This window comes from Gimesia chilikensis, from assembly GCF_007744075.1.
In the GTDB taxonomy this organism is placed as follows: Bacteria; Planctomycetota; Planctomycetia; order Planctomycetales; family Planctomycetaceae; genus Gimesia; species Gimesia chilikensis_A.
This window is the reverse complement of the sequence record NZ_CP036266.1, coordinates 3708575-3722546: the sequence shown is the minus strand read 5'-3', so window position 1 is coordinate 3722546 and position 13972 is coordinate 3708575. Positions and strand designations below refer to the sequence as shown.

Genomic DNA, 13972 nt, shown 5'->3' with positions numbered 1-13972 from the left:
ATCAGATACATCAAGCGTGCTTTATATCGTATCGGGAAAAACCGGGAATAACAATATAATATTTAAAAAAGCCTGCTGAATCCTCCGTTTTCGCCTGCTCCTCTGGGGAATAGCCCCGATTTTTCGTATTTTCAAGCTGTGATTTCCCCCATCTTCGACCACTGAAATTGCTTAAACAGCCATCCCGTCCCACAAAAAGTTGCAGTCCCGATCCGTCCCGGTTAGTCTGAACAGTTGTTAAACAGTCAGCCCTGGTCGGTTATCCTCATTGAGTCAACCGCTCCCACCATTCTTGAGCAGCAGGAATTCTCACATGTTACTGAAGTCTCGCGACGTCCTGAAATGGATTCTCTCCTCCGTGCTGCTACTCAACTACGTCAGCGGTTTCAGTCAGGCGCAGGAACCAGAGCCAACTAAACAGCAGCCGGGCTTCACGATTCCCTATCTGGATCTCACCGCGGACAGCGATCGCCAGATTGTCGTCGATCGCGAAGAAGGACAATACCTGGGACACCCCACCACAGTTCTGCTGGAAGACAATCAAACCATGCTCTGTGTCTATCCCAAGGGGCACGGCAAGGGAGGCATTGTTTACAAACGCTCGCTCGATGGAGGGATAACCTGGAGCGAGCGACTGCCCACTCCCGCTTCCTGGGTCACTTCACGCGAAGTTCCGACGCTGCACCGCGTGATCGATGCAGCGGGCAAAAAACGTATCATCATGTTCTCCGGTCTCTATCCCACCCGCATGGCGATTACCAAAGATGATGGCCAGACCTGGAGTGAGCTGCGGCAGGTAGGTGACTGGGGTGGCATCGTCGTCATGGGGTGTGTCGAACCACTTAAGACCGGTAAAGGTCATTACATGGCGCTGTTCCACGATGACGGCCGCTTCATTGCCCGGGATTCAAAGCAGGAATCGCCCATCGCGTTCACGCTGTTTAAAAGTCTCTCTACCGATGGCGGTCAGACCTGGTCAGCCCCGATGGCCATTCACAAGTCTTCCGATTACCACATCTGCGAACCCGGCATCATTCGCTCTCCCGATGGAAAACAACTGGCGGTCTTACTGCGGGAAAACAGTCGCCGTCATAATTCTCAGATCATCTTTTCCAACGACGAAGGCCAAAACTGGACTGAACCCCGGGACCTCCCCGGCGCACTGAATGGTGATCGTCACACCGGTAAATATGATCCCATCAGCGGACGCCTGCTGATCTCCTTCCGCAGCAACACACCCCGCGGACACAAGGCGCCCACCGAAGGTGACTGGGTGGCCTGGGTCGGCACGTACGAAGATCTGGTTAAAGGGAGTGAGGGACAGTATCACGTGCGTCTCAAAGACAATACCCGCGGCGCAGATTGTGCCTATCCAGGAGTGGAAGTGCTCCCCGACGGGACCTATGTGCTGACGACCTACGGCCATTGGGAGAAAGGGAAAGCCCCCTACATCCTCAGCGTACGACTCAAACTGGCTGAGCTGGATGCGCTCGCCGACAGCAATTCCCAAAGCAGGTAAGCCAGGCTGGTCTCACCGTCCGCCACACTGACGATTTCCTATGACTCAGGTGTCTCGGTCTCCGTTTCTTCTTCACTGGTCTCCACAACCAGTGTCTGTGCTGGATCAACCCAGAGCGAAGCCACGCCGGCGATCAGAAATGCGAACGCACAGGTAATGAAGGCATTGTTCCAGTGATGGTCTAAACCGATCACAGCAATCATCAGCACGGGAGCGACAGCCGCCCCCAGGTTCCCCCACATATTGCCCCATCCCAGTACTGACCCCACGTGTTTTCCTGCAATGTCCTGGTTAAAAGCCCACATCGCAGGAGAACCAAAGTCCGTAGAGAAGGCGACAATCGAAAACATGGCTACCGCCGTCCAGGGGGAGATATCCAGCATACAGACCAGGTAAGCAGCCATCGCGGTAAAACGCGAGAGTGCGATCGGCAGCACGCGGCTCCAGCGGAGACTGATGCGGCGCATCAACCAGTCGGTCACTTTACCACCCGACAGGGTTCCAAACCAGCCGACCGCCAGTGCAAACGTCACCATTTTGCCTCTTGTCTCCAGTGGAACCCGGTAGGTTTCATCCAGGTATCGTGGCAGCCAGGTGACCAGGAACAACCAGCCCACGTTCGTACAAAATTGCGACAGCGAAAGCAACCAGAGACTCTTGTTCATCGCGATGGCTTTAAATGGAATTCCGCCGATCTGTTTGGAATGATCTTTGTCTTCCTCCAGGCGTCCATGTTCGATCAACTCCAGTTCCTGCTCGGAACAGGAGGGGTGGGCCCGGGGATAATCGCGAATGATCCACCAGAATATTGCTGCAATGAAAATGCCGATAACACCGTAGGTCATCATCATTTTTCGCCAGCCCTGTCCCTGCACCTTGCGAACGTCATTATAATAGCGGGCTTCAAACAGCAGTCGATTTAAACGCGATTTCTCTTCCGGAGTCATGTCGGCGGAGTTGATCGTCAGCAGTTGTTCGGCCTGCTGATTCAGTTTCATCCCTTCGTACTCCTGCGGATTATACAGGGACGCGTTCTGCAGAATCTGATTCAGATCGTTAATGAATTTATCTTCCTCTGCCGATCCCGGCAGTATCTCAGGATCAGCGGCCGCCGATTTCAGAAACTCCTGATCGGCGGGGGGAAGCTGGGCATAGACTTCGGATTCAAAAGTCTGTTTCTCATCAACTCGCTTCAGAAACGTACTGGCCAACTGATGCGGTTGCAGGAGGGCCCCCGGTTTCAAATCAGACGATTCCGAGATAGGCACGAACAGGATAATCAGAAAGGCGGTCAACACGGGTGCCAGAGCGCCTCCGATCCGTCCCCCCACGGTCACCATACTGCTGGCAAAACCCCGTTCTGTTAAAGGCATCCATTTGCTGACGATATTCGCGCTTGTGGGATAAGCGCCCGCCTGACTCAGGCCGAATCCCAACCGGAAAATCAACAACATGATGAAACCGGTCGCAAAGCCTGTCAGTGCTGTAAACAGAGACCACATGAGGATATAAAGCGTCAGCATCTTCCTGGCGCCAAACCGGTCACTGAACCATCCGGAAGGAACCTGGCATAACGCATAGGAAACGAAAAACGAGCCCAGCAGAATCCCGATCTGATGATCGGTCAGACCCAGTTCGTCCTTGATGAACACCTCTGCAAAGGAAATACAGAACCGGTCCAGGTACAACAACACCGCCATAAGCATGCAGGCAAAGATCACACGATAACGGACATACGATCGGGACGATTCCACACTGGACATGTTGTTTCAGCTTTCCATCAGGGTTGGTGAGCAAAGAAGTTGCAGCAGTATAACAGCATACTTTGACCAAAACGAGCATGTTCTGTCAAACATGGTGAAACCTGCATCCGTGCAGTCTCTCCGCCTGAAATCAATCCGCTCTGGTCGCTCAACGGAAGATGTTCTATATTAGGCGCGCGACGAAATGGACTTTTGTCACTCGAATAGAAAGGCCCCAGGCATGGATCGCTGCTGTCTCACACTTCTCATTCTGAGCCAACTCATCTTCTGTGTGGGCACCTGTTTCACGACCGATGCTGCAGAAACTGAGCCTCTCACGATCAAGGAGATCAACCAGATCTGGCAACACCGCCGGGAACGTCTGCAAGCCATGCAGGTCGAGCTGTCTCAGGAAACGACTTCCAGTAAGCTCCGATATATGAAGTCAACTATCGATGATGAAGATGTGCCACTTACAGCTGAAGAAACCCGTCGCTACCTGCATGAGCAGGTTGAATACAACACGCAGTACTCGCTCCTGCTGGATTCTCCACGATTTCGCTTCCGCTCTTGGGGTCGTCATCCCTACTTGCAGTTAAAAGAGATGTACAATCATGATATGACTGTGACGACCGATGGCCAGACTGCAGCACTCTCCTATCAATTCAGAGAAACAACCAATATCACGATTTATAAAGAACCTGTAGAGCCCAGGATCTTAAACTGTATCAACCTGAGCCCTTTGTACTGGTCTCTGCTGGCAGGCGATCCCTGCACGGAAACGTCGCTGGATGGTTTCTCTCCCCAAAAACAAATCAAACAGATCCAGGGGTTGGATTGCACCGTTCTGGAAAAAACAGACAAATCAGGCGTCAGTCGTCTGTGGGTTGCTCCCCGTGATTATGAATGTGTCGTCATGCAATATGAGCGCATAAAATCTGGAAGAAAATACTTTACGTACCAGTTCCAATATTCCAACAATATGGAATCAGGACCTCTACCCACAACCTGGGAAGTGAAGCAGTATCAATTTTATGAGAACCAAAACTATTTGACATACGCCTCGAGGTTCAAAGTCGACTCCATTAAATCCAATGTTACGATACACATTGAGAAGTTTAAGATGAAACTCCCCCCGGGAGCACACGTCTCTGATCTACGCAATCCAAATCCTCAGGGAGGCGAGCTGAATTATATCGTCCAAGAGGATTCAGAATAAAAATCGAATAGCAAAAGGATACCCGGGACATGCACACTCGCGCCGCTGTGTTGTATGAAATGGAGAAGCCGACTCCCTATGCCGAGTCGAAACCGCTGGTGATTGAAGAGCTGCAACTGGACGACCCCGGTCCGGGGGAAGTGCTCGTAAAACTGGCGGGCGCCGGTCTCTGTCATTCCGATCTCTCCACCATCGACGGCTCGCGGCCCCGGGTCATGCCGATGGTGATGGGGCATGAAGCCAGCGGTATCGTTCGCGAAGTCGGTCCCGGCGTACACGACCTGCAGCCCGATGATCATGTGGTCTTTTCTTTTGTCCCGTTGTGCGGTCACTGTATTCCCTGCGCCACCGGTCGCCCCGCGTTGTGTGAACCTGGTGCGAAAGCCAATACCGCCGGCACTCTGCTGTCAGGACACCGTCCTTTTCGCAACGCTGCGGGAGAAGAGATCTATCACCATCTGGGCGTGGCCGCCTTTTCTGAATACACGGTCGTCGCCCAGGAATCATTGATCAAAATCGATTCACAACTCCCCTTGAGTACCGCCGCCCTGTTTGGCTGCGCGGTCATGACCGGCGTAGGCGCAGTGGTCAACACGGCCAAAGTGGAACCAGGTTCCAGCGTGGCCGTCTTTGGTCTGGGAGGCGTAGGATTGAGTACGATCATGGGAGCCCGTGCCGCAGGCGCCGAATCGATCTTTGCCGTAGATCTGCTCCCCGAAAAACTCGAACTGGCAGCCCAGGTCGGTGCAACACATCTGATCAATGCCGGCGAGGAAGACCCCGTCATGCTGCTCAAAGATCTCATGCAGGGGGTTGATTACACTTTCGAAAGCGTGGGCAACGAACAGGTCCTGCAGCAGGCCTATGCTGCCACAAAGCGGGGAGGCACCACGGTCACCATCGGCCTCCCCCATCCAGCGAAAATGTTTTCCATTCCCGCAGTCAGCCTCGTAGCAGAGGAACGCACCATTAAAGGCTCTTATATGGGTTCGGCAGTTCCAAGACGGGATCTACCACGTTTCATCGCCATGTATCAGGCGGGCCTGCTCCCCGTCGACAAGCTGCTCTCGCGCACGATTCAACTGGATGAAATCAACTCCGCCTTCGATGACCTCGCCACCGGAGCCGCAGTTCGGCAGGTGATTACGTTTGAGAAGTAAGCGATGACGGGGTCACTCAGTCTGATAAGCTGGCCCCACGATCTCCCAAACCTCATCCGCCATCTGTTGGTGCCCCGCCTGGGAAAGGTGGATACTGTCCAGAGTCGCCCCTCCGCCTGCCAGGACAGATAAGAAGACCCGTTTCGGCACCAGTTTGACTTCATATCTTGAAGCGAGTTTTCGCTGAATCAGGCCAAATCTGTTATAAAAGGGAGGCAGCGGTAGTTCCAGCATCACCAGTTGGCGCCCCGGGGCAGCCAGTTCCGCTAATAGTTGTTCCAGACCGGTTTCGAATTCCGCTGTCGTGGCCGATCCCAGAATATCGTTTCCACCGATCTCCAGCAGGACTAGAGGTGATTTAATCCGGGTCTCCGCGACTTGCTTTCGCGCCGAGGAGACAGTCGCCCCCACTCGTGACAAATCCTGCACAGTCACCCCGTGTTCGTGGTTCAGAAGTACCGGCCAGGTTCTCGTCTGCTCATCCCCCAGGCCAGCAGTCACCGAATCACCAATCACTGTCAAACTCCGGTCTTCCACCGGATCGACACGCGGCAGCAGGTGAAACGGAAGTTCCCACCCCACTGCAGCCAGCCAGACAACGATCACCACATACGATAGTCTCCGCTGCTTCGGCTTCCGAAACTGTACCAGCAGCCAGATCAGGGTCACAATACCCAATACGCCATACAACCACCAGGGCAGGGGAGTTGACGAGACAACCACCGCGATCACTCCCAACAGGAATGCAAGGCCCATCCCGCGTCGGGCCAGCTTTGATTGACTCAGTGACAGGAGAGCTGCCAGTATAATCAGTGTGCAGCCAGTGAAGAATGCCTGGCCCGAGGCAATGTGAAAGACAATCGGATTCACGGATCCACTCCGGCACGCTGTTCCGAAAGATTGATCGTTGTCGCGCGCTGTCTTTTCTTTCTGAAATCGAGTAGCCACCACAGGGCAATCAAGAAATTGATCAGACCGATCAGTAGAAAATGAACTCCGCGTCCGGACCACCAGGCATAACCGAATACACAAGCGAAGATCAGCAACAGGATCATAAACACAACACTCTCCGGTCGGGGAGGCTGCTCTGTCGTCTCAAAGATCGCGGCATTAAATTTCTGGTACTTTTCCCAGCCGGACTGCAGATCAAGATCAATCTCCCGTCGCAGGCGTTCTGTAATCTCAATCTGTTCCGCTTTCTGGAAATTATCGATATGAAATTTAAACCGTTTCTCCGGAGCCTCCACGACTATCGCTCCCGTCAGAGAGTACCATTGCAGATGGGTTACCTCATCAAAGAGGATTTCGGTGATGTGGAAGACATCCCGCTTCACCAGCCTGATCCCGGAAATTTCCAGTCGCTCCCGACTCCAGGCCAGGATACACCAGATTCCCAGTAATGTGCAGAGCAGAAAGAACCCACCGAACAGCAAGGCGGAAAAGACCGGATAGCGAAAAGAGCCATCCAGATTATAGAAAGCAGCCAGCGTAGAACCGATGCCGACCAGCGAAAACAGGCTCGTCCCGGCAATTCCCAGATAGAGATAAAAGCGACGGAGCCGATAAAAGATGACGGGTTGAGATGCATGCATCGTTTGAAGATCCCTCTTCTAGACTGACCCGCAGTAGATAATAAGATCGTCATTCATGGGAAATCACCTTCATCAAAAGTTGCCCCAACAGCTTATTTTCCCCGATAACTACTGATCATCAGCCCCAGAAATCCAGTACCTGCCAATCAGAATCCCGGTTACAGGTCCGAACAAAAACGCAGCCGGAATCCCATACCCCCGTGCCGCAGAGATCCAGTTTTGTTCCGATCCTTTATAGTGATTAAAAGGAAATTCTCCCTCAATCCAGGCTCCCAACAGAGCAATTCCCACAACCAGAGCTACACCTCCCAGCAGACCATACATCGCCTGCCGCACCCAGGGGCCGAATGTATGGAAGGCGAAGAAGGGACCGACCAGGATGAAGACAGTGACAAAACTGAGGATCAGGGTCCAGCGATAGCGCACTTCAGCAGTTTCAAAGAGGGTCGGATGGATGTAATCAGATCGCTGAATCACGTATGCCATCGTGAGCTGCACGATAACTACTCCCACTAACAGGCCGGTAAAAGCACCGCCGATCAATCCCTTAAGTAGATTCGCAAGCCGCTGCCCCCACATACCCGCGCCTTTAACTATAATTGAATACAGAACTCTGACTTTAGTTTACCAGTTCCCCACAACAGAATCAAAAATCGTCGGTCTGTTGATGACCATCATAATCACGACGTCGAATCAGATTAGTGCTCAAGAACTCTTCAACATCTACCTGAGAAATGACATCCTTCATTCCTGGAGGAACGGAAGCAATTAAAGTCGAATTGATCACGCGGCGTTTTGACGTATCCGGATTCTTGATCGTCGCTGTATGCAGGGTCCCCAGCCAGGTTGAATGATCTGCGGAGCAGGGAACAGAAGAATTATTGATACAGATGATCTGATAATCCAGGCAGGAAAAACAGGGGACCTGAGTCGCAAAAGCCTGTAGCATTTCATAGCCCGACTGAAACATCGGGTTGTGCTGAGCAAGAAATGTAGCAGGGGTCAGACCCAGTTCATGTGCGCAGAGTGCATAGTCGGATATCTCCAGAGTGCTTTCCACCTCGGTTGGCTCATATCCCAGCATGAGGAAACACTCCTCCGGCCCATTGTCGCGATGAGGTTTTGTCGAATTTTGTTGATCAAAGCGTCCCAGCGAAACATACTGCAGTGTTTCTCCTCGCGTGGTTTCATGAATCGTCGCCAGTTCCTGCTTAAGAGCAACCATTGTATTACGCAAGCCCTTCGAACCAAGGTCTGCTCCCAGGTTGATTAGACAGAAGCCAGGCTCGCTGAAATCCGTACGGCAGGTCCTTTGATAAACGATCTGTGCCAGTTCAGGTATCGTCAGGTTATCAGGACGAAGGCATATCGCGTCGAGGGGCCACGGCGGTAAGTCGGATCTCATCAGGTTCGCTCTCACAAGTTTGGGCACAAGAGGGGATGTTTAATTTTAGATCGCTCAATGAAAGTAAAGTCACACTTTTCTATGCAGCAGGACTATAATCATTGGAGACAGGTTCTTCTCCGATTCCATTTTCTTCTCAGAAACAGGCAGAAACATGGTTCGTCTCTTCATTTTCTATCTCTCCCTCTTCGGATTCCTCATTCTCCCCGCCAGCGAATCGATAGTTGTTTCACAGACTGGACAGTTTAAAAATTCCAGACAGACATTTGCTGCCTGGCCGTGGCCCGTCGCACTCCCCTCAGACAGTAGCCCCGAAATTAAAACAGCTGCAGATCGATTGAACAAAGCACTCAAAAACCCACTTAATGCCATCCAGACCGATCAGAATCCGGTCTGTGCTCTCTGGCTGGAGGTTGGTTTATGGAAGCCCAATCCATCGACGCCAGGCTATGTCATCCTGATTCAACCTGGCGGAGGGCAGATCATCGCCTCTGATCTGAAACAATTAGAAAAAGCCATCAGCCGGTTGAATCAACTGAAACGGATTCGTAATGGAAAGACCGAACTCCCCATCGGCGTCATCACCAGTTATCCCACCATTTCTGAATCCTGATTTCTCCGGATCCGCAAGTGACAATCCAAGCGGAGCCTGCTAATATTTAATTTAGTTTATATATTGCCCGCCCCATTTAATTTCAGGATTGCCCAGATTCGATCCATGCATAATTCATTACGGATAGCTTTAATGCCCCTGATCATCTCTCTCTGGGGAGTATCACTGCTTCACGCAGCAGAGGAGAGCGAACCTGGACAAATCGAGTTCAATCGTGACATCCGGCCGATCCTTTCTGAGAAATGCCTGCACTGTCACGGGCCCGATGCGGCGACCCGAGAAGCCGATCTCCGTCTGGATGACCAGGAAAACACAATTCGCCCCCGTGATGGCTACCGCATTATTGATCGTCAGCATCCCCATCAGAGTGAGTTAGTCAAACGGTTGATTACCACAGATGATTCTCTCAAAATGCCCCCCATTGATTCCGGTAAGGAACTATCATCCAGAGAGATTGATTTGCTCAAACGCTGGATCGCAACGGGAGCCGCCTATCAGCAGCACTGGTCTTTCATTCCGCCCCGACGTCCCAATCTGCCTGAGTTTGAAGAGCAGGCCTGGGTACAAAACCCGATCGACCGTTTTGTGCTGGCTCGTCTGCAACAGGAAAGGCTCAAGCCGTCTCCTCGGGCCGACAAAGCGACACTCTGTCGGCGGCTTTCACTTGATCTGATCGGCCTGCCTCCCACGCTGGAGGAACTGAACGCCTTCCTGCAGGACGACTCACCACAGGCCCTGGAAAACCTGATCGACCGCCTGCTCAGCTCGCCGCATTATGGCGAGCATCGTGCTCGCTACTGGCTCGACGCTGCCCGCTACGCAGATACCAGCGGTTATTTCACTGATGAAGAATGGGAGATGTGGCACTGGCGGGACTGGGTTATCGACGCTTTCAACCGGAACCTGCCTTTCGATCAGTTTACGATCGAGCAGCTGGCTGGAGACCTGCTCCCCGATCCGACTCAAAAACAGCTGATCGCCACCGGCTTCCATCGCAATCATATGACGACCCGCGAGACAGGAATCATCGATGAAGAGTACCGCGTGGAATACATCGTCGACCGCCTCGATACGACGTCCACGGTCTGGATGGGGCTCACCATGGGCTGCGCCCGCTGTCACGATCACAAATACGACCCCATTTCGCAGAAAGAGTTCTACCAGCTCTTTGCCTTCTTCAACAATACCCCCGAGACAGGCAACACCCGCACTGCAGGTAACGCCCAGCCGGTTCTGCAGATCCCGTCCCTAGACTACAAGGACAAAGAACTGAAACTGCAGAACGAGCTGCAAACCCTCGAACAGCAGCATCAGCAGAACGAAACGAAGCTCGCTCGACTTCAAACGGAATGGGAACAACAGATTGCTGCGACGCTAAAATCGCCTCCGACCGAGAAACTGATCCTCCATGATCCCCTGGATGATCTGAACCATAACCAGACCTTCAAGGCCATCGGCAACGTCGAAAACAACGCCGGCTTTCTGGGAGCGGGTGCGCACTTTGACGGAACTACCTTGCTGGAGAGTCATCAGCAACTCCCCCTCGATCGGCACACGCCCTTTTCCATCGCTGCCTGGATCAAACCCGCTTCGGGGGGCCCGATCTGCATTCTTTCCCAGAATGACGATCGTCAACAACTCCGGGGCTTCGACATCATGCTCCGTAAAGGAAAGCTCTGCGTCCACCTGATCCACGCCTGGAACAGCAATGCGATTCAGGTGGTGACCGACGGCAGCATCAGTACCGGTCGCTGGCAGCATCTACTCGTCACCTATGATGGCTCGTCGACGGCAGCAGGGATACGCATCTATCTGAATGGTGCTTTGCAAAGTACCTCTGCCCCCTACGACAGCCTTACCGGCAGTATTACAACCGACGAACCCTTTCGCCTCGGACGACGCTCGACCAGCGCCTTTTATAAAGGCGACCTCGATGATTTGCGAATCTACAGCCGCACGTTAAGTGCAGAGGAAGCCAGGCAACTCGCCGATTCGCAATTCCTGACCGCCACTCTCGCGGTCCCCAGGGAGAAACGCACGCAACAACAGCAGGAGGCACTACGAACCTACTTCCTCAACACGGCAGCTCCTGAGGCATTCCGTGGTAAGGAACAGGCTCTGCAAAAGAAACGCGATCAACTCGCACGCTTGCGTAAGCAGATCCCCTCAACGATGGTGATGCAGGAAAACAAGGAACCACGGGAGACCTTTATCCTGGAGCGGGGCGTTTACAATCATCCGGACGAAAAAGTGAGCGCCAGGGTCCCCGACGTCCTGCCAGGCTTCCGTGATCAATTCCCGACGAACCGGCTCGGACTGGCCCGCTGGCTCACCAGCCCTGAACACCCATTAACAGCTCGCGTCTATGTGAACCGGCTCTGGCAACAGATGTTTGGAGTCGGCCTGGTCAAAACAGTCGAAGACTTCGGCTCGCAGGGAGAATGGCCCAGTCATCCGGAACTGCTCGACTGGCTGGCCGTCGAATTTCGTGAAAGCGGCTGGGATGTCAAGCACCTGATCAAGCTCATCGCGCTTTCAGCGACTTATCAGCAGTCTTCTCGCGGTACCAGCGAACTCTATGAGCGCGATCCCGAAAACCGGCTGCTCTCACGCGGCCCCCGTTTCCGACTCGATGCAGAAACAGTCCGCGACAACGCACTGCACATCAGCGGTCTGCTCGTAGCGAAGCAGGGGGGACCAAGCGTCAAACCTTATCAACCGGCAGGACTCTGGGAAGCGGTCTCCTATGATGGCGATGTCACCTATCAACAGGATTCGGGAGATGGGCTGTACCGTCGCAGCCTCTATACTTACTGGAAACGACAGAGTCCTCCTCCCGGGCTGATGGCCTTCGATGCTCCGACGCGCGAAACTTGTACCGTTCGCCGCCCCCGTACCAACACACCGCTCCAGGCTCTGGTATTGATGAATGATCCAACTTACCTCGAAGCGGCCCGGGTACTGGCAACACGCACCTTAAAACAGGAGGGAACGGATTCGGAACGTATCGCTTTCCTGTTCCGTTCTGCCACCAGCCGTAGTCCCGATAAGCGGGAACAGCAGATTCTGACACGCCTGCTCCAGAAGCAGAAGAAGATCTATCACTCCGATCCCGGTACAGCACAACAGTTAATTCAGGTTGGTGAAATGCCCGTTGAGGCAACGATTCCTCCCTCGGAACTGGCAGCCTGGACCATGCTTGCCAGCACGATTCTCAACATGGACGAGACCGTCACGAAACACTAATTCGACAGGATCCCCGATGCAGCACGAACTTAACCTGCTCCAACAGGAAGTCACCCGCCGGCAGTTTTTCCGCCGCAACGCCACAGGCATTGGTGCGGCTGCCCTGGGATCACTGCTCAATCCGGATCTCGATGCTGGTCCTGCTGACTCGGTGCAACCCTCCCATTTTCCGGGGAAAGCGAAACGTGTGATCTACCTGTTCATGCATGGCGGCCCCTCACAGATGGAACTCTTCGACTATAAACCACGTCTCAAAGACTTAAACGCGAGTCCGCTCCCCGACTCGGTCCGCGGTGATCAACGGCTGACCGGCATGACATCCAATCAGAAATCGTTCCCGGTCGCAGCGCCGAACCAGTTCCGTTTCCAACGGCATGGAGAGAGCGGTACCTGGGTCAGCGATGCACTGCCGCACATGGCGAAGGTGATCGATGATGTTTGCGTGATCAAATCAATGCACACCGAAGCGATCAACCACGATCCGGCAGTCACACTGATGCAGACCGGACACCAGCAACCGGGACGTCCCAGCTTTGGAGCGTGGTCCAGTTACGGACTGGGCAGTGAGAACCAGAACCTGCCCGCGTTTGTGGTATTGATCTCCGACGGCAGCGCGTCCCGTCCCGCGGATCCCCTGTATGCCCGCCTGTGGGGCACCGGATTTCTCCCTTCCAGTCACCAGGGAGTCAACTTCCGGAAGAACGGCGATCCGGTACTCTATCTCTCCAATCCGTCAGGTCTCACTGACGCCAGCAGACGGAGTATGCTGGACAGCCTGGCGCTGCTGAATCAAAGGCAGTTTGAAGCCTATCGCGATCCGGAAATCCAGACCCGCATCGCGCAATACGAGATGGCTTACCGCATGCAGACCTCCGTCCCTGACCTGACCGACTTTTCGAATGAAAGTGAGCAGACATTCGACCTCTATGGTGAGGCTTCCCGTAAACCGGGAACTTACGCCGCCAACTGCCTGCTGGCCCGGCGAATGGCAGAGCGGGGTGTGCGGTTCATTCAACTCTATCACCGGGGCTGGGACCAGCATTACAATCTGCCCAGCGACCTGCGCCTGCAGTGCGGCGACATCGACCAGCCGACTGCGGGGCTGCTCACCGATCTCAAACAGCGTGGACTGCTGGACGACACACTGATCATCTGGGGAGGCGAATTCGGCCGCACGATTTACAGTCAGGGTACACTCACCAGCACCGATTACGGCAGAGATCATCACGGCCGCTGCTTCACCATGTGGCTGGCCGGCGGCGGCATTAAGCCGGGCATGTCTTACGGTGCGACCGACGACTTCTGCTATAACATCGCCGAGAACCCGGTCCACGTTCACGACCTGAACGCCACGCTTTTACATTGCATGGGCCTGAACCATGAACGGCTGACCTTTAAGCATCAGGGCAGAGATTACCGTCTGACCGATGTACATGGGACGGTGATTAATGAAATTCTGTCATAAACAAAAAGAAT

11 protein-coding genes are annotated in these 13972 nt (G+C 53.7%); 6 read left to right on the top strand and 5 right to left on the bottom strand.

Going from position 1 to position 13972, the window contains the following annotated elements:
• The first annotated feature begins 313 nt into the window (after positions 1-313).
• Complete coding sequence (locus HG66A1_RS14195) at positions 314-1519, top strand: sialidase family protein (RefSeq protein WP_145184964.1); 1206 nt, start codon at positions 314-316, stop codon at positions 1517-1519.
• Positions 1520-1557: 38 nt separating this feature from the next.
• Here HG66A1_RS14195 and HG66A1_RS14190 read toward each other — a convergent pair whose 3' ends face one another.
• Positions 1558-3282: an MFS transporter gene (locus HG66A1_RS14190; RefSeq protein ID WP_145184961.1), complete on the bottom strand. Its 1725-nt coding sequence runs from the start codon at positions 3280-3282 to the stop codon at positions 1558-1560.
• Positions 3283-3652: 370 nt separating this feature from the next.
• Between HG66A1_RS14190 and HG66A1_RS14185 the strand changes: the two genes are divergently transcribed.
• Positions 3653-4480: a hypothetical protein gene (locus HG66A1_RS14185; RefSeq protein ID WP_145184958.1), complete on the top strand. Its 828-nt coding sequence runs from the start codon at positions 3653-3655 to the stop codon at positions 4478-4480.
• A gap of 29 nt (positions 4481-4509) precedes the next feature.
• Positions 4510-5640 carry a zinc-dependent alcohol dehydrogenase family protein gene (locus HG66A1_RS14180; RefSeq protein ID WP_145184956.1) on the top strand — a complete coding sequence of 377 codons (1131 nt, stop codon included), beginning with the start codon at positions 4510-4512 and terminating at the stop codon, positions 5638-5640.
• A 12-nt stretch (positions 5641-5652) separates the two neighbouring features.
• On the opposite strand, the gene HG66A1_RS14175 is transcribed toward HG66A1_RS14180, so the two are convergent.
• The 4 genes from HG66A1_RS14175 to HG66A1_RS14160 all read right to left on the bottom strand — a co-directional run bounded on the left by HG66A1_RS14175 (position 5653) and on the right by HG66A1_RS14160 (position 8457).
• Complete coding sequence (locus tag HG66A1_RS14175) at positions 5653-6510, bottom strand: SGNH/GDSL hydrolase family protein (RefSeq protein WP_145184952.1); 858 nt, start codon at positions 6508-6510, stop codon at positions 5653-5655.
• Positions 6507-7232, bottom strand: coding sequence for a hypothetical protein (locus tag HG66A1_RS14170; RefSeq protein WP_145184949.1), 726 nt, complete (start codon positions 7230-7232; stop codon positions 6507-6509). Before HG66A1_RS14170 ends, HG66A1_RS14175 begins: the two co-directional genes overlap by 4 nt.
• A gap of 108 nt (positions 7233-7340) precedes the next feature.
• Positions 7341-7811: a hypothetical protein gene (locus tag HG66A1_RS14165; protein ID WP_145184946.1), complete on the bottom strand. Its 471-nt coding sequence runs from the start codon at positions 7809-7811 to the stop codon at positions 7341-7343.
• A gap of 67 nt (positions 7812-7878) precedes the next feature.
• Positions 7879-8457, bottom strand: coding sequence for a hypothetical protein (locus tag HG66A1_RS14160; RefSeq protein ID WP_145184943.1), 579 nt, complete (start codon positions 8455-8457; stop codon positions 7879-7881).
• Between the two features lie 334 nt (positions 8458-8791).
• Between HG66A1_RS14160 and HG66A1_RS14155 the strand changes: the two genes are divergently transcribed.
• The 3 genes from HG66A1_RS14155 (at position 8792) to HG66A1_RS14145 (ending at position 13961) form a co-directional block, all read left to right on the top strand.
• A complete protein-coding gene (locus HG66A1_RS14155; RefSeq protein WP_145184940.1) occupies positions 8792-9250 on the top strand; it encodes a hypothetical protein in 459 nt (152 codons plus the stop codon).
• A gap of 132 nt (positions 9251-9382) precedes the next feature.
• Positions 9383-12496: a DUF1553 domain-containing protein gene (locus tag HG66A1_RS14150; RefSeq protein ID WP_145193783.1), complete on the top strand. Its 3114-nt coding sequence runs from the start codon at positions 9383-9385 to the stop codon at positions 12494-12496.
• Between the two features lie 16 nt (positions 12497-12512).
• Positions 12513-13961, top strand: coding sequence for a DUF1501 domain-containing protein (locus HG66A1_RS14145; protein WP_145184937.1), 1449 nt, complete (start codon positions 12513-12515; stop codon positions 13959-13961).
• Positions 13962-13972 lie beyond the last annotated feature (11 nt).